Below are 14,367 nucleotides of genomic sequence, written 5' to 3'. Positions count from 1 at the left end.
CCTCGCCGTCCAGCATGCGCTGGGCGGCGTTGCTGTTTTTCGCGACAATCAAGGAACCGAAATCCGGTAGTTTTGGACCCTTCGTTGTCGTGTGGGGGTTTAGCGCGCGGCGGCGTGGATGTCGTCGAGGAATGCGGCGTAGCGCGAGCGCAGTTCAGTGAGCGGTTCGACGATGAGCTCCTGCGAGGTTGCGGCGATTTCCTTGCGCAGGGCGCGCCGGGTGCGGGCCTTGACTCCGGCGCCGATGACGCCGCCGAAGGCTGCCGAGATGAGTCCCAACACGATGCCTAGGAGGAGGCCGCCCAGAATGAGCAGTGTGGGGTACGGCCAGCCCTCGATTTCCGGGGTGAGGTCTGCGCCGAGGAGCGGCGTGAGTGCGCCAGGGATGAAGGCCGCGGCGAGGTACCACAGCACGCCCACGAGGGCAGCGAGGAGTGCGAGCCACTGGATGAAGGTGAGGATGCCCCAAGGCTTCGAGGGCTGTGCGGGCAGGCGGGTGCGGGCGGCGGCGCGGTCGAGGGCATCGGGAAGCTTATCGGTGATGGACTCCGCGCGGTCGGCGACGGCATTGGCCCAGGCGGGGGAGAGGCCGTCCGCGGCGGCCGCGGCGTAGGCGCGCAGGCCCTTGTTGGCCTGAGCCCGCCCGGCGGCGTCGAGCGGCGGCAGGGAGGTGCGGTGCACGCCCGTGTCGTCCGAGGCCTCGCGCAGGCCGAGGCGGCGCAGCGGGTCGGCGCGCAGGCGCAGCACCCACGAGGTGAGCAGCCATCCGGTGGTCTGGCCCAGGCGCTTGCGGTAGGCGGCGGCCGTCGCGGCGGCGAGGCGCTCGGCGCCAGCGGCGGTGGCGAGGTATTCGTCGAGTTCCTTCTTGGCTTTCGCGGGCACGTCCTTGGGTGCGCGTTCGTCGGCCCACGCGGCGGTGACCGTGTCGAGGTCGGCCTCGATGCGGACGGTCTGCGCGTTGTGGGCCGCGGCGACCTTGGCGATGGCTGTGCGCAGGTCGTCGACGCCAAGGCCAGTCTTCGCGGAGGTGGGCACGACCTTGACCTTGGTGAGGCCGTCCTCGCGCAGGAGCTCGGTGAGGGAGTCGGCGACGGTGGGGACGTCGGCATCGGCAAGCTTGTCCGCCTTGTTGAGGACCGCGAGGGTAACCGCCGAGTGCGAGGCGTGCGGGCGGATAAAGTCGTCGTGGATGATGTTATCCGCGTATTTTTCGGGGTCCGTGACCCAGACGAGGACGTCGACCTGGCCCGCGAGGCGCGTGGCGATCGCACGGTTGGAGGCTTCGACGGAGTCGAAGTCCGGCAGGTCGAGGAGGATGAGTGGGCCGGCCTTGGGAGCGAAGTCGCCGGACCGGTTGCGACGGTCTTCGACGTCGAGCCAATCGAGCAGCGCGGAGGAGCCCTCGGGGTGCCACACGGCGGCGAACGGCGCGGACGTGGTGGGGCGGCGCGGCGAGGAGGCACCGAGATCCTCGCCGACCACGGCGTTAAACAGCGAGGTCTTGCCGGAGCCGGTGGCGCCAAAGAAGCCGACCACCGTGTGCTCGGCGGACAGCGCGCGCCGGGCGGCGGCGGACTCGCGGACGCGGGTGATGGCGGCGTGCTGCTCGGGAGTGAAGAACTCGCCGCCGGACTCGGCGGCGCGGTCGAGGGCGTCGAGGCGCTCGGACAGCGAGTGGGAACGGTTAAACATCGCGGACCTCCTCGGTGGCGGCGGTGGCGGCCGCGCGTAGCTCGTCTGCGGAGGGGCCTTCCGCGAGCGGCGCGGTCACGGCGTCGTAGCGCTCGCTCTCGGAATCCATGAGCGCACGGACGCGCTCGTCGAGGCGTTTGCGGGCGGCTTTGGCCATGCGACGCACGGTGTCCTCGCCGAAGATGGTCTCAAGCAGCTTCTGGCCCACGACGGCGGAGCCGCCAGCGATGGCGATCTCGCCGCCGGTCAGTCCCGCAGTCGAGGCGAAGACGACGACCATGAGCGCGACGGTCACGGCGTTGACGCCCAGCGAGGCGAGACGCGCGGTCATGCGCTTGCCCGCGGCGTTCTCTTCGATGTCGGCGACGAGCTCGGCCTGCCATTCGCGCACGAGGAGGGCGGCGCGCTCGGAAATATCGGCGCTGGCGTGGGCGAGCTCTGGGGACGCGGCGGCGCGCAGCTCGGGCGCAGAGGACCCGAGGTACGTCCACGCGCGGGCTGCGGCGGTCTCGGCGCCGTCGACGATGACGGCGTGGAGGCCGGCTTCGATTTCGGTCTCGACCTCGCGCACAGGCGCGGGCTTGCCGGTGAAGAAGGAACCGATTCGGTCGCGGGCCGCAGAGAACCAGCGGTCGACCGCGCGGAAAGTATCCGAGGTACCCACGAAGTCCTGCCAGCGGGCGAGGACCTCGGTGCGCAAGAGGTTGCCGTCGCGGGTGGCTTCCTCGACGTGGGCGCGGGCGTCGGCGTAGTGCCCGGCGACGACCTCGTCGATGAGCGCGGCGAAGTCCGTGCGAGACTGCTGCTCCGCGGCGAGCGTCTCTGTGCCTGCTGCGACCTTGGCCAGGGCGCCTGCGACGGTGCGGGCGGCCAGCTGGCGGCGCGCGGCGGTATCGGCAGCCAAGCGTTCGAGATATGCGCGCAGGTCAGCCGTGCGCGCGGCCGGCAGCAAGCCCTCGAGAGGGCCTTGGTCCGGCACGACGAAGAACTCGGCGCCGAGGTTGTGCTCGGCGAGCATACGCTGCAGGTCCGCGGGGACGGTGGTGAGCGCGTCCTCGTCGACGCGGTTGAGGACCACGACGACCTTGATGTCGCGGGCGGCGGCGTCCTCGAGGAACTGCCACACGAGGTGATCGGCGTAGCGCGCCGGCGTCGTCACGAAGATCCACAAGTCCGCGGCGGCGAGGAGCTGCGAGGCGAGGGCGCGGTTCGTGTCGTCGATGGAGTCGAAGTCCGGCGCGTCGATGAGTGCGAGGCCCGCGGGCACGGCCTCGGTGGACACGATGCGCAACGTCGTCGCCTGTGGGTTCGCCCCGCCGTGCTCGCGCGCAAGCCCAGGCAGGACGTGCGACGCGCCGAAGTACTCCGCGTCCGAAGGATGCGCGATAAGCGAGGGCTGCCGCGTCGTCGGTCGAATGACGCCCGACGTCGTTACCTCTTCGTGGAGCACACCGTTGACCAGCGTGGACTTGCCGGAGCCGGTGGAGCCGCCCACGACGGCGAGCAGCGGAGCGTCGAGGTTAGCCAGGCGCGGCGCGACATAGTCATCGACCTGATGGAGCAACGGCGCGGCGCCGGGCAGGGGCGAGGCCGCGAGGGCGGCGCGCAGCCGGTCTAGACCGGAAAGAGATGTGTCAGTCACGCGCTCCATTGTTGCAGCTCGCACACATAAACGGGGGATTTGGCCCAGGTGGGGTGGATATGGTTGAATATTCAGGTTGCTTGTGGCCGGTCGGTACCGGCGGTTGATTTCCGAACCGCCAGCCCCGAGACCCCTCGACAGCACGGCCCCGCCGCGCAGGTTCGTTGTAGAGTCGCAAGCCGCATGTACGTAGACCGCGTGTGTCAAGGACGGAAATCTTGGCGCACATTAATCCAGGTCAAGGAGACCCATAGTGATTCAGCAAGAATCGCGTCTGCGCGTCGCCGACAACTCTGGTGCACGAGAGATTCTGTGCATCCGCGTTCTCGGCGGCTCTGTCCGACGCTTCGCTGGCATCGGCGACGTTATCGTCGCGACTGTCAAGGACGCTGCCCCCGGTGGCAACGTCAAGGAGGGTGAGGTCGTCAAGGCCGTCATCGTCCGTGCAAAGAAGGAGACCCGTCGTCCGGACGGCTCCTACATCCGCTTCGACGAGAACGCTGCCGTTCTGCTCAAGAACGACTCCGAGCCCCGCGGTACCCGCATCTTCGGCCCGGTTGCTCGTGAGCTGCGCGACAAGAAGTTCATGAAGATCGTTTCTCTCGCACCGGAGGTGATCTAACTTATGAAGATCCATAAGGGCGACATGGTTGTCGTTATTTCCGGTCCGGATAAGGGCGCTCAGGGCAAGGTCATTGAGGCCTACCCGGCCCGCGAGCGCGTCCTCGTTGAGGGCGTCAACCGCATCAAGAAGCACGTTGCCAACTCTGCCGACGAGCGCGGCGCACAGTCCGGCGGCGTCGTCACGCAGGAAGCTCCGATCCACGTGTCCAACGTTGCCATCGTTGACTCGGAGGGTAACCCGACCCGTGTCGGTTACCGCTTCGACGAGAACGGCAAGAAGGTCCGTATCGCGCGTAGCAACGGGAAGGACATCTAATCATGAGCGAGAACTACACCCCGCGTCTGAAGACTCGCTACCGCGAGGAAATCAAGAACACCCTCAACGAGGAGTTCAAGTACGACAACGTCATGCAGATCCCGGGCGTCGTCAAGGTCGTCGTCAACATGGGTGTCGGCGACGCTGCTCGCGACTCCAAGCTGATCAACGGCGCGCTCGATGACCTGACCAAGATCACCGGTCAGAAGCCGCAGGTTCGCCGCGCACGCAAGTCCATCGCAAACTTCAAGCTGCGTGAAGGCATGCCCATCGGCGCCCGCGTCACCCTTCGTGGCGACCGCATGTGGGAGTTCTTGGACCGCCTGCTGACCATCGCGCTGCCGCGTATTCGCGACTTCCGTGGTCTGTCTGACCGTCAGTTCGACGGCCGTGGCAACTACACCTTCGGTCTCTCCGAGCAGTCCATGTTCTACGAGATCGACATCGACTCCATCGACCGCCCGCGCGGCATGGACATCACGGTTGTCACCACCGCCACCACGGACGAGGAAGGCCGCCGCCTGCTCAAGGAGCTCGGCTTCCCGTTCAAGTAAGCTTCGCTTACCCGCCCCAGCTTTCCGATGCCCCCTTTCCGGCACCGTAGGCTGGGGTTTTGGCGTGTCTGGGGGTAGAGTATATGGGTCCATCTCATTTAACTCTGCAAGGACTAACACGAGCATGTCTCTCAATGACTCTGTGGCCGCCGCGGTCACGAAGAAAACCACACTTCTCGCCGAGTCGCCGGCGCGCTTTAGCGTCCGCGCGATCCTCGCCGGCGTGTACCTCACTATCGGCACTGCGTTCGCCGGCGTCGTAGGGCAGGCGGTGGAGGGCAACTTCCCAGGCCTCGGCGGCGTCGCCTTCGCCGGGCTTTTCGGCCTCGGCCTGTTCGCGATTATCATCCTCGGCGCGGATCTCGCGACGGGCAACATGATGTTTATGATCTATGGCGCGGCGAATAAGCAGGTCTCGTGGGGCAAGGCCTTCTGGCTCATCGTCGTCACCACCTTCTTCAACCTCGTCGGCTGCATCATCTTCGCCGCGGGCATGGGCCTGTCAGCCAAGCTCGGTGCGATGCCTGTCGACCACCTCATCGTGACGCTGACGGAGGGCAAGCTTGCTAAGGACCCAGGCGGCCTTCTCGTCGAGGGTATGCTTGCTAACTTCGTGGTCAACATGTCGATCGTGGGCGGCATTTTCGCCAAGGAGATCGTCTCGAAGTTCATCGTCATCGTCCCGCTCATCGCGGCCTTCGTGGGCATGGGCCTCGAGCACGTCATTGCGAACTTCTGCCTGGTTACCCTCACCTTTTTTGGCGCGGCGGAGTTCCCAGCTGACTTTACGATTGGTGCGGTATTCACCAACTGGGTCATCGTCTGGATCGGCAACGTGATTGGCGGCGGCTTCCTCATCGGCGGCGTCTATGCTTGGCTCAACAAGGGCCCGGAGGCATACCGAGACTAGAGCTCATGAGCACAGCATTGTTAGTAGGCGGCGGACTGATTGGCTTCTCGTTTGCGCGGCGCTTCGTCGACGCGGGGTGGGAGGTGCGCATGGCCGACGTGCGCGAAGAACTCGCAGACGCGGTGAAAGACGAATTCGGAGGCGCGGTACGCTTCTCCACGGCGTAGACTTCGTCCAGGAGGCGGGCCCAGAGAAGCTCGAGTTCAAGCGCGAGATTTTCGCGCGGCTCGCATCGCTTACGGAAACGGCGGTTTTGGCGAGCTCGACCTCGGCCATCCTGCCGTCGAGGATCGCGGAGGGGAATCCGGCCGCGGACCGGATCGTGATCGGGCATCCGTTTACGCCGCCGGCGCTCATGCCGGTCCTCGAGGTCGTGCCGGGACCTGCGACTTCTCCAGAGACCGTCGACCGGGCGCTGGAGGTTTACGCGGAGCTCGGTTTCGAGCCCAGCGCGCTGAAGAAGGAAATCCCGGGCTTTGTCGGCAACCGCATCCAGAAGGTCATCATGTGGGAGGCCATCTCGCTCGTGCAGCAGGGTGTTATTGACGCCAAGGACCTTGACACCATCGTGCGCAATTCGCTGGGCTTGCGCTACGCCGCGACCGGACCGTTCGAGTCTAACCGCCTGGGCGGCGGCCCGGACGGCATCAAGTCCATCATTGAGCACATCGCGGGCGCGTGGGACACCGAGCTCGTCGCGGGTGTGCCGGACATGTCGGACCTCGATGAGGTCTACGCGCAGGTCGATGCCGCCTACGGCAACGACGAGGCGACCTTCGAGGCCGGCACCCAGCGCCGCAATGCGTTGTTGCGCGGCTTCCTCGACGTGCGCGAGACACACTAGGAGCTACTAGGGGCTATTCGGTGCGAAGGATGCGCTGCGCGACCTCGACGTCGGGGTTCACGGCGCGTAGAGCGTCGAGGATGTCGTCGCCCGCGAGACGCAGATCGTCGTCTGTGAGTGGATCGAGCGCCTCGAGGAGGAAGAGCGCGTCCGTCGTCTCCGCCGTGGGGGCTAGGCGGTGCTCCGGCCGGAAGCGACGTGCGGCGGTGCCAGCTACGTCGCGGACGGTCGACGTGACGACGTCGACGCGCACAGCGCCCTCGAAGCCGTCGAGAGCGAATACCGTGACTGGCAGCTCGAAGCGGCGGGCGACCGCGGTGCCGAGAGTGACCAAGGGGGCATCGGAAGGCTGGGCGCCGAGCTCGAAGAGCGCGGGGTCGAGGCCGAAGTTCTGCCAGGCCGCGCGCCACGCGGCGACGTGGGGCTGGAATGCCGAGGGCTCTGTGGCGGCATCGGTGGTGGGCGCCTAGGCACCGCGGACCGCGATGAGCAGGGCGCGGTAGTCCGGGCGTGGCGAGTCGAGCTCGACGTCGACGAGGAAATCGATGAGGCTCATTTCTTCAGCTCCCCGGAGTAGAGGTTGAAGCGGTCGCCGCGCGCGAAGCCGACGAGGGCCATGCCGGTCTCGCGGGCGGTCTCCACGGCGAGCGAGGACGCTGCGGAGACAGCGACGAGCATGCCGAAGCCGGCCATGGCGGCCTTCTGGACGAGCTCGAAGCTGGCGCGGGAGCTCATGACGAGGATGAGATCGTCCGCGGGCAGGCGGCCTTCCATGAGCAGATGGCCGATGACCTTGTCCGCCGCGTTATGGCGGCCCACGTCCTCGCGAATGACCACGCGTTTGCCGTCGAGCGTGAAGGCGCCCGCAGCGTGGATGCCGCCGGTCTTGCGGAACTGCTTCTGTCCCTCGCGTAGCTTGTCAGGCAGCTGTGCGACGACGAGCGGGTCGACCGGGATGTGGGGGATGGGGTAGCGGGTTTTCTTGGCGAGCTCCTCGATGGACGAGGTGCCACACACGCCGCACGAGGAGTTGGTGAGCGTGAGACGCAGGTCTTTGAGCGAGATGACGTTGTCGTCGCGCATCTCGACGTCGAGCAGGTTGTACGTGTTGACGCCGTCGCGCGTGGCGCCCTCGCAGTACTTGGCGGACTCGATGTCGCGGGCGGCCTGAATGTGTCCCTCGGAGTGAAGGAAGCCGTGGGCGAGCTCGATATCGTGGCCCGGGGTGCGCATGGTGGTGGTGAGCGTCTGGCCATCGACGCGAATTTCCAGCGGCTCCTCGCCGGCGACGGAATCAGCACGGGTGTCGACTTGGATGACCTCGGTGCGGTCCTCGTTGAGCCGCACTTTGGTCACCGCGAAGTTGGAGGTTACGCGGCCCGCCACTACTGCACGGCCTCGTTGAGCTTGGCGATACTGGCGCGGGCTTCCTCGACGTCCTTGCTGGCCAGGCCCACGACGAAGGCGGTGAGCGGCGCGGCCGGACGCGAACGGTTATGCGCGACGTTCTTTGTTAGGTCAAGCAGCTCTTTGACGAGTGCCGTGGCATCCTTGGGGTCAAGACCGAGCGTGGTGGCGGCTTCCTCAAGCCATTCGTGGGCGGTCTGGATGGGATCCTTGTCTTTAGTCATGAACTCAACTGTAGTCGTGGACCTGTCCAAGACCGCGAAAGTCCCGCTCGGGGCGGGACTTTCAGGCGGTGGCGGGCTTAGAGATTGTTGGCGTTCTGGCCGGTCGGCTCGAGGTGGACCACGAGTGACTTGGAGACCGGGGTCTCCGAGCCCTTGGCCATGTGCTCGACCGGAACCAGGATGTTGAGCTCCGGGAAGTAGCCGCCCACGCAATCCTTGGCGATGTTGTACTCGACCAGACGGAAGTTCGGCGCGACGCGTCGGCCGGACTCGTACTCGGAGACGACGTCGACGATGTCGCCGTCCTTGAGGCCTCGCTGGATGAGGTCTTCCTTGCGGATGAAGATAACGCGTCGGCCGCCGCGGACACCACGGTAGCGGTCATCGAGACCGTAGGAGATGGTGTTGTACTGGTCGTGACTGCGCACGGTGGTAAGCAGCAACTGGTCGCCTTCGAGCTCGATAGTGTCGGTCTCGTTGATGGTGAGCTGCGCCTTGCCGTCCGAGGTGTTGAAGATACGCTCGCGGGCCGCGTGCGGGAGCATGAAGCCGCCGGGGCGCTTCAAGCGCTCGTTGTAGTTTTCGAAGCCAGGGATGACGTTCGCGATGTGGTCACGGATGACGTCGTAATTGTCCATCATGGGCTTCCAGAAGGCGTCGCCGAAGGTGCGCTCGCCGACGTTGCAGATGATCTGCACCTCGGAGTGGAGGTCCAGGTCGCGGTTGGCGCGGCGCTTGGGGAAGGACGCGGAGACCTTGGAGTCCGAGGCCTCGACAGAAACCTTCTGCGGGCCGGAGGCCTGGATGTCCACGTCGGTGCGGGAGCGTACCGGCAGGATGAGGGACTTCTCGCCCGGCCACGCGCACGTGCCGTTGAGCTTCGTCAGCATATGGGCCGAGAGCTTAGTGGCGGTCATGCCGTCCTCGAGCGCCGTGGTGTCCGACATCGCGCGGATGTAGTTGCCGCCCAGCGACATGAAAAAATCCACGTTCTTATCACGCAGCTGCATGCCCGCGCCGGTGGAGGAGACGCCGTGCTTGCGGGGGACGTCGAAGCCGAACTCCTTTTCCAGGTTGGCGAGGAACCACTCCGGCATCTTCTCAGAGATACCCATGGTGCGGTCGCCCTGGACATTGGAGTGGCCACGGAACGGGGCGGAGCCGGCGCCCGGCTTGCCGTAGTTACCCGTGAGCAGCAGGAAGTTCATCATCTCCTGGATGGTGGCCACGGCGTTGCGGTGCTGCGTAACACCCAGCGTCCACGCGAGGACAACGGTCTCTGCCTTCTCGACGTAGTCGACGATCTTCTTCACCTCGCGCTGGGAGACGCCGGAGCCGCGCTCGAGGGCGGCATCGTCAAGCGAGTTAAGGTGCGCGATGGTCTCGTCGACATTCGAGCAGAACTCGTCGAGGAACTTGCGGTCAAGCAGGTCGCGGCGGATGACCTCGCGGTTGATCTGCTGGAACAGCGCGCGGTCGCCGTCGAGGCGGACCTGCACGTATTCGTCGCTGATCTTGTCCGCGATGCCAATCGCGCCCTTAATGGACTGGGGCTCTTTGAACTTCATGAGGCCCGTTTCCGGCATGGGGTTGATGGTGATGAACTTGCCGCCGTTCTCCTTCTGCTTCTTAAACGCAGTAAGCGAACGCGGGTGGTTCGTGCCGGGGTTCTGGCCTACGGAGATGATGAGGTCCGTGTTGTACATGTCCTGCATGACGATGGAGCCCTTGCCCACACCCACGGTCTTGGCGAGCGCCACACCCGTGGAGTCGTGGCAGAGGTTCGCGCAGTCTGGCAGGTTATTGGAGCCGTGGCGGCGGCCCAGCACGCCAAAGATAAACGCGGACTCGTTGACCGCGGTGCCGGAGGTGTAGAAGATGGCGCGGTCCGGATCCGTCGCCTTGAGCTGCTCCGCGATGAGATCGTAGGCCTCGTCCCAGCTCACCGGGTGGTACTTCTCGTCGCCGCGCGAGCGGTCGTAGAGCATGGGCTCAGTGAGGCGGCCGAGCTGGTCGAGCTCGTAGTCCGTCATCTCGCGCATCTGCTGCACGGTGGTGTTCGCGAAGAACTCGCGGGTAACGCGCTTGGGCGTGGTCTCCTGGGCGATGGCCTTCGCGCCGTTCTCACAGAACTCGACAAAGTTGATATCGCCCTGCGCTGGCTCCGGCCAGGCGCAGCCGGGGCAGTCGATGCCGCCGTGCTGGTTCATCTTCAGCAGCGGCACGAGCGCGCGGTTAGGGATGGCCTTTTCCATGGCGTGGTACACGCCGCCCACGCCGGCTGCGGCGGTGACGCGGTTGCCGATGCGTGGGTTGTCGAAGCGGTTGGCCACTGGATTGGCACGGGAGACAGTTGCGATGGGAGTCATGGCCACAGTCTACCGACAAGCAGCGAGAATTTTGGAAAAACCCAGGTCGCCGTGTAACGTAGCCTCTTGGACTCATGCCCGGGTGCTGTTTGCGCAGCTCACGGCGTTATGGGATACCAAAATTCAAGAATTTCATTTCAACTTTGTTGTAGGCCCACCGCCCCGCCGTGGCGGACCGTGTATGCATCAAAGGGCAGCGAGCGCCGGCGGTATTGACCGTCCGGGGCGATAAGTGGCCCGAAATCACACGGACAACGCACGTCCTTTTTATTGAGGGCGCGGGGTGGCGTCGCGTCAACGCGATGCGCACTTACGCGGGAACCGCAACGAGAAAGGTAACGGTCACTTAACCATGACCATGACTGATCCTATCGCCGACATGCTGTCGCGCGTGCGCAACGCAAACCACGCGCACCACGACACCGTGTCGATGCCGACCTCCAAGATCAAGGCCAACATCGCCGAGATCCTGAAGAAGGAAGGCTACATCGTTGATTACACCGTCGAGGGCCGCGAGCTCTCGCTCGAGCTGAAGTACAACAACCGTGAGCGCTCCCTGTCGGGCCTGCGTCGCGTGTCGAAGCCGGGCCTGCGTGTGTACGCAAAGTCCACCAATCTGCCGAAGGTCCTGGGCGGCCTGGGCGTGGCTATCATCTCCACGTCCCAGGGTCTGCTCACCGACCGTGAGGCTCAGGAGAAGGGCGTAGGCGGAGAAGTTCTCGCCTACGTCTGGTAAGGGAGGATTGACACATGTCTCGTATCGGTCTCGCACCAATCACCGTCCCGTCCGGCGTTGACATCAACATCAACGGCCAGGATGTAGAGATCAAGGGCTCCAAGGGCACGCTGCACGTCGCCATGCCGGAGCCGATCACCGCTGTCGTCGAAGACGGCGAGCTCAAGGCCGTCCGTCCGGACGACGAGCGCAAGCACCGCGCTCTGCACGGCCTGACTCGCTCCCTGCTCAACAACGCCGTCGTTGGCGTTACTGAGGGCTACACCATCAAGCTGGAAATCTTCGGCGTTGGTTACCGTGTTGCGCTTAAGGGCAAGGACCTCGAGTTCTCGCTGGGCTACTCCCACCCGATCCTCATCAAGGCACCGGAGGGAATCACCTTCGCAGTCGACGGCGCTACCAAGCTGTCGGTTTCTGGTATTGACAAGCAGCAGGTCGGACAGATCGCCGCGAACATCCGCCGTCTGCGTAAGGACGATCCTTACAAGGGCAAGGGTATTCGTTACGACGGCGAGCAGATCCGCCGCAAGGTCGGAAAGACGGGTAAGTAAGCAATGGCAAACACTGAGAATTCCAAGCGCACCCCGGTCGGCAAGGACATTTCCACGCGTCGTCGTGAAGCCCGTGCTCGCCGCCACTTCCGCATCCGTAAGACCCTGCGCGGCACCCCTGAGGCACCGCGCCTGGTCGTGCACCGCACGTCGCGTCACATGCACGTGCAGGTCATCGACGACCTCGCTGGCCACACGCTCGTTGCTGCTTCCACCATGGAAGCCGACGTGCGCGCCATCGAGGGCGACAAGAAGGCCAAGGCCGCTAAGGTTGGCGAGCTCGTTGCTGAGCGCGCCAAGGCTGCTGGCATCGAGAAGGTCGTCTTCGACCGCTCGGGCTACCAGTACCACGGTCGCGTCGCCGCTCTGGCAGACGCCGCACGTGAAGGTGGTCTGAAGTTCTAATGATCAACGCAAACGGAAACATCAACGGAAGGAACGCCTAATGTCGGACCGTGAACAGCGTGACGGCGGACGCTCCGCCGAGAACAACGGTCGTAACAACGACCGCAACAACGGCGGCCGTCGTAACGACCGCCGCAACGACCGTCGCAACCAGCAGGATGCTGAGCGCGACAAGTACATCGAGCGCGTTGTGACCATCAACCGCGTCTCCAAGACCGTCAAGGGTGGCCGCAACATGTCGTTCACCGCCCTCGTGGTCGTGGGCGACGGCCAGGGCATGGTTGGCGTCGGCTACGGCAAGGCCAAGGAAGTTCCGGCCGCCATCCAGAAGGGCTCCGAAGAGGCTCGCAAGAACTTCTTCCGCGTCCCGATGATCGCCGGCACCATCACCCACCCGGTTGAGGGTCGCGACGCCGCCGGCATCGTCATGATGAAGCCGGCTGCCCCCGGTACTGGTGTCATCGCTGGCGGCGCTGCCCGCCCGGTGCTCGAGTGCGCCGGTGTCCAGGACATCCTCGCGAAGTCCTTGGGTTCCGACAACGCCCTCAACGTCGTCCGCGCTACCGTGGACGGCCTCAAGCAGCTGGTCCGCCCCGAAGAGGTCGCTGCCCGTCGTGGCAAGACCGTCGAAGAGGTCACCCCGGCCCGTATGCTGCGCAAGCGCGCAGGTCAGGAGGCATAAACAATGGCTCTGAAGATTACTCAGGTAAAGGGCCTGGTGGGCACCAAGCCGAACCACCGCGCGAACATGGAGGCTCTCGGCCTCAAGCGCATCGGTCAGTCCGTTGTTAAGCAGGACACCCCGATCATCCGCGGCATGGTTCAGAAGGTTCGCCACCTGGTCACCGTCGAAGAAGTGGCAGGGGAGTAAACCATGGCTGACATCATCAAGCTCCACGCCCTGCGCCCGACCAAGGGCGCTAACAAGCCGAAGACCCGCGTTGGCCGCGGTGAGGCATCCAAGGGTAAGACCGCTGGTCGCGGTACCAAGGGCACCAAGGCTCGTAAGCAGGTTTCGGCCGCTTTCGAGGGTGGCCAGATGCCGATCCACATGCGTCTGCCGAAGCTCAAGGGCTTCAAGAACCCGAACCACGTCGAGTACCAGGTTGTCAACGTTGCCGACCTGGCCAAGGCGTTCCCGAACGGTGGCGACGTCACGAAGGCTGACATCGTCGCAGCTGGCCTGGTTCGCAAGAACCAGCCGGTTAAGGTTCTGGGCAACGGTGAGCTCAGCGTCAAGCTGAACGTCACCGCTGACAAGTTCTCCAAGTCCGCAGTGGAGAAGATCGAGGCTGCCGGTGGTTCCACTACCGCTGCCGCGAAGTAACTAAGCGGAAACGTCGCGCCCCACCGTCATGGTGGGGCGTGTCGTGCGTTTTGTAGGCTTCCACTATGCAACCGCACAACGTGACAGGATTCCTCGTTCCCGTCATGACCTCGTGCAATGCCGTCAACACCATGCGCCTCGATGGCGCGGTCGTGTCGCTCTTTGGCGCCGATTCCGGGTTCGTTCCTACCCGCGACGGCTGGGCCTACATCCAGCTTTCCGATGCCGCCCCGCGTCTCCGTCCCAGTCCCCTCAAGGTCCTTGACCTCACGCGTGTGCTGGCGGGGCCGAGCGCAGGGCAATTCCTCGCTGGATTCGGCGCTGACGTGCCGTGCATCTATCCGCTGACGAAGCTGGAGATCCCCGCTCAGTGCCTGGCCACCGGTCATGGCTAGAGCAGTGCCGTCGCGGACGGGCGATGTGGTGTTGTGCGGGTACCGTCCGGGTTCGTGTAGGCAGACCGCCGCGGCTTCGATTCCCCGGTGCAGGCTGCGTGCGGCATCGCGGACCTCTACTCGGCGGATAGCCGGCTCGGATGCTTCGGTGCCCGAGCCTGTGGCGCCGGAGGAGTTTGCGTACCGGTACGGGCGTGTGGCAACGGTGCCGTCATTGACCGGACCGGGGAACCTGCCAGGGCCGCACGCCCAAGCGCCGTTGTCCTGGGCAGACTGAAAACGGCATGCTGAAGTGCCCGCCCTTCGGGCGGGTTATCTGTTGGTCTAGTTGCAGGGGATGTCGGGTCCGAATTCGCGGCGTTTGTAGATTC

The 14,367-nt window shown here is 65.0% G+C and carries 19 protein-coding genes; 13 read left to right on the top strand and 6 right to left on the bottom strand.

Going from position 1 to position 14,367, the window contains the following annotated elements; all coding sequences use genetic code 11:
• Positions 1-99 precede the first annotated feature (99 nt).
• Together HMPREF2559_RS04375 and HMPREF2559_RS04370 are read right to left on the bottom strand one after the other, a co-directional pair.
• Complete coding sequence (locus tag HMPREF2559_RS04375) at positions 100-1,692, bottom strand: GTPase (RefSeq protein ID WP_070539661.1); 1,593 nt, start codon at positions 1,690-1,692, stop codon at positions 100-102.
• On the bottom strand, positions 1,685-3,334 hold the full coding sequence (locus tag HMPREF2559_RS04370; RefSeq protein ID WP_141629232.1) for an SMC family protein: 1,650 nt from the start codon (positions 3,332-3,334) through the stop codon (positions 1,685-1,687). The genes HMPREF2559_RS04375 and HMPREF2559_RS04370 overlap by 8 nt, the downstream gene beginning before the upstream one ends.
• A gap of 253 nt (positions 3,335-3,587) precedes the next feature.
• On the opposite strand from HMPREF2559_RS04370, the gene rplN reads away from it, so the two are divergent.
• The 6 genes from rplN to HMPREF2559_RS04345 all read left to right on the top strand — a co-directional run bounded on the left by rplN (position 3,588) and on the right by HMPREF2559_RS04345 (position 6,582).
• Positions 3,588-3,956 (top strand): 50S ribosomal protein L14, encoded by a 369-nt coding sequence (rplN, locus tag HMPREF2559_RS04365; RefSeq protein ID WP_066489032.1) that lies wholly within the window; start codon positions 3,588-3,590, stop codon positions 3,954-3,956.
• A gap of 3 nt (positions 3,957-3,959) precedes the next feature.
• Positions 3,960-4,274: a 50S ribosomal protein L24 gene (rplX, locus tag HMPREF2559_RS04360; protein ID WP_066489030.1), complete on the top strand. Its 315-nt coding sequence runs from the start codon at positions 3,960-3,962 to the stop codon at positions 4,272-4,274.
• Between the two features lie 2 nt (positions 4,275-4,276).
• Positions 4,277-4,828 (top strand): 50S ribosomal protein L5, encoded by a 552-nt coding sequence (rplE, locus tag HMPREF2559_RS04355; protein ID WP_066489028.1) that lies wholly within the window; start codon positions 4,277-4,279, stop codon positions 4,826-4,828.
• Between the two features lie 124 nt (positions 4,829-4,952).
• Positions 4,953-5,738: a formate/nitrite transporter family protein gene (locus HMPREF2559_RS04350; RefSeq protein WP_070539657.1), complete on the top strand. Its 786-nt coding sequence runs from the start codon at positions 4,953-4,955 to the stop codon at positions 5,736-5,738.
• A gap of 5 nt (positions 5,739-5,743) precedes the next feature.
• Positions 5,744-5,905, top strand: a complete 162-nt coding sequence (locus HMPREF2559_RS13220) for a 3-hydroxyacyl-CoA dehydrogenase NAD-binding domain-containing protein (RefSeq protein WP_231725070.1) — start codon at positions 5,744-5,746, stop codon at positions 5,903-5,905.
• The gene (locus HMPREF2559_RS04345; RefSeq protein ID WP_231725071.1) at positions 5,872-6,582 is read left to right on the top strand and encodes a 3-hydroxyacyl-CoA dehydrogenase NAD-binding domain-containing protein; all 711 of its coding nucleotides are present in this window, start codon (positions 5,872-5,874) and stop codon (positions 6,580-6,582) included. The genes HMPREF2559_RS13220 and HMPREF2559_RS04345 overlap by 34 nt, the downstream gene beginning before the upstream one ends.
• Before the next feature lie 13 nt (positions 6,583-6,595).
• On the opposite strand, the gene HMPREF2559_RS04340 is transcribed toward HMPREF2559_RS04345, so the two are convergent.
• From HMPREF2559_RS04340 to HMPREF2559_RS04325, 4 genes are all read right to left on the bottom strand, one after another.
• Entirely contained in the window at positions 6,596-6,916 is a 321-nt protein-coding gene (locus HMPREF2559_RS04340) for a hypothetical protein (RefSeq protein ID WP_070539655.1), read from the bottom strand.
• A 218-nt stretch (positions 6,917-7,134) separates the two neighbouring features.
• A complete protein-coding gene (gene fdhD, locus HMPREF2559_RS04335) occupies positions 7,135-7,968 on the bottom strand; it encodes a formate dehydrogenase accessory sulfurtransferase FdhD (protein WP_070539653.1) in 834 nt (277 codons plus the stop codon).
• Positions 7,968-8,213, bottom strand: a complete 246-nt coding sequence (locus HMPREF2559_RS04330; RefSeq protein WP_066489012.1) for a DUF6457 domain-containing protein — start codon at positions 8,211-8,213, stop codon at positions 7,968-7,970. Before HMPREF2559_RS04330 ends, fdhD begins: the two co-directional genes overlap by 1 nt.
• 77 nt (positions 8,214-8,290) lie before the next feature.
• Complete coding sequence (locus HMPREF2559_RS04325) at positions 8,291-10,582, bottom strand: FdhF/YdeP family oxidoreductase (protein WP_066489010.1); 2,292 nt, start codon at positions 10,580-10,582, stop codon at positions 8,291-8,293.
• A 352-nt stretch (positions 10,583-10,934) separates the two neighbouring features.
• On the opposite strand from HMPREF2559_RS04325, the gene rpsH reads away from it, so the two are divergent.
• From rpsH to HMPREF2559_RS04290, 7 genes are all read left to right on the top strand, one after another.
• The gene (rpsH, locus tag HMPREF2559_RS04320) at positions 10,935-11,318 is read left to right on the top strand and encodes a 30S ribosomal protein S8 (RefSeq protein ID WP_066489007.1); all 384 of its coding nucleotides are present in this window, start codon (positions 10,935-10,937) and stop codon (positions 11,316-11,318) included.
• Positions 11,319-11,332: 14 nt separating this feature from the next.
• Positions 11,333-11,869 (top strand): 50S ribosomal protein L6, encoded by a 537-nt coding sequence (rplF, locus tag HMPREF2559_RS04315; RefSeq protein WP_066489003.1) that lies wholly within the window; start codon positions 11,333-11,335, stop codon positions 11,867-11,869.
• A gap of 3 nt (positions 11,870-11,872) precedes the next feature.
• Entirely contained in the window at positions 11,873-12,274 is a 402-nt protein-coding gene (rplR, locus tag HMPREF2559_RS04310; protein WP_066488998.1) for a 50S ribosomal protein L18, read from the top strand.
• A gap of 40 nt (positions 12,275-12,314) precedes the next feature.
• Positions 12,315-12,956 carry a 30S ribosomal protein S5 gene (rpsE, locus tag HMPREF2559_RS04305; protein WP_066488996.1) on the top strand — a complete coding sequence of 214 codons (642 nt, stop codon included), beginning with the start codon at positions 12,315-12,317 and terminating at the stop codon, positions 12,954-12,956.
• A 3-nt stretch (positions 12,957-12,959) separates the two neighbouring features.
• Positions 12,960-13,145: a 50S ribosomal protein L30 gene (rpmD, locus tag HMPREF2559_RS04300; protein WP_066488994.1), complete on the top strand. Its 186-nt coding sequence runs from the start codon at positions 12,960-12,962 to the stop codon at positions 13,143-13,145.
• Positions 13,146-13,148: 3 nt separating this feature from the next.
• The gene (rplO, locus tag HMPREF2559_RS04295) at positions 13,149-13,601 is read left to right on the top strand and encodes a 50S ribosomal protein L15 (protein WP_070539651.1); all 453 of its coding nucleotides are present in this window, start codon (positions 13,149-13,151) and stop codon (positions 13,599-13,601) included.
• Positions 13,602-13,666: 65 nt separating this feature from the next.
• Positions 13,667-13,996, top strand: coding sequence for a CoA transferase (locus tag HMPREF2559_RS04290; protein WP_066488974.1), 330 nt, complete (start codon positions 13,667-13,669; stop codon positions 13,994-13,996).
• Positions 13,997-14,367 lie beyond the last annotated feature (371 nt).

Origin of the sequence: Corynebacterium sp. HMSC072G08 (genome assembly GCF_001809185.1) — a bacterium.
Classification (GTDB): Bacteria; Actinomycetota; Actinomycetes; order Mycobacteriales; family Mycobacteriaceae; genus Corynebacterium; species Corynebacterium phoceense.
This window is presented reverse-complemented; position numbering and strand designations above follow the sequence as displayed.

Coding starts and splice junctions, on each gene's coding strand:
- HMPREF2559_RS04375 (WP_070539661.1), bottom strand. CDS start 1,692: ATGTTTAACCGTTCCCACTCGCTGTCCGAGCGCCTCGACGCCCTCGAC.
- rplX (WP_066489030.1), top strand. CDS start 3,960: ATGAAGATCCATAAGGGCGACATGGTTGTCGTTATTTCCGGTCCGGAT.
- rplE (WP_066489028.1), top strand. CDS start 4,277: ATGAGCGAGAACTACACCCCGCGTCTGAAGACTCGCTACCGCGAGGAA.
- HMPREF2559_RS04350 (WP_070539657.1), top strand. CDS start 4,953: ATGTCTCTCAATGACTCTGTGGCCGCCGCGGTCACGAAGAAAACCACA.
- HMPREF2559_RS13220 (WP_231725070.1), top strand. CDS start 5,744: ATGAGCACAGCATTGTTAGTAGGCGGCGGACTGATTGGCTTCTCGTTT.
- HMPREF2559_RS04330 (WP_066489012.1), bottom strand. CDS start 8,213: ATGACTAAAGACAAGGATCCCATCCAGACCGCCCACGAATGGCTTGAG.
- HMPREF2559_RS04325 (WP_066489010.1), bottom strand. CDS start 10,582: ATGACTCCCATCGCAACTGTCTCCCGTGCCAATCCAGTGGCCAACCGC.
- rpsH (WP_066489007.1), top strand. CDS start 10,935: ATGACCATGACTGATCCTATCGCCGACATGCTGTCGCGCGTGCGCAAC.
- rplF (WP_066489003.1), top strand. CDS start 11,333: ATGTCTCGTATCGGTCTCGCACCAATCACCGTCCCGTCCGGCGTTGAC.
- rplR (WP_066488998.1), top strand. CDS start 11,873: ATGGCAAACACTGAGAATTCCAAGCGCACCCCGGTCGGCAAGGACATT.
- rpsE (WP_066488996.1), top strand. CDS start 12,315: ATGTCGGACCGTGAACAGCGTGACGGCGGACGCTCCGCCGAGAACAAC.
- rpmD (WP_066488994.1), top strand. CDS start 12,960: ATGGCTCTGAAGATTACTCAGGTAAAGGGCCTGGTGGGCACCAAGCCG.
- rplO (WP_070539651.1), top strand. CDS start 13,149: ATGGCTGACATCATCAAGCTCCACGCCCTGCGCCCGACCAAGGGCGCT.
- HMPREF2559_RS04290 (WP_066488974.1), top strand. CDS start 13,667: ATGCAACCGCACAACGTGACAGGATTCCTCGTTCCCGTCATGACCTCG.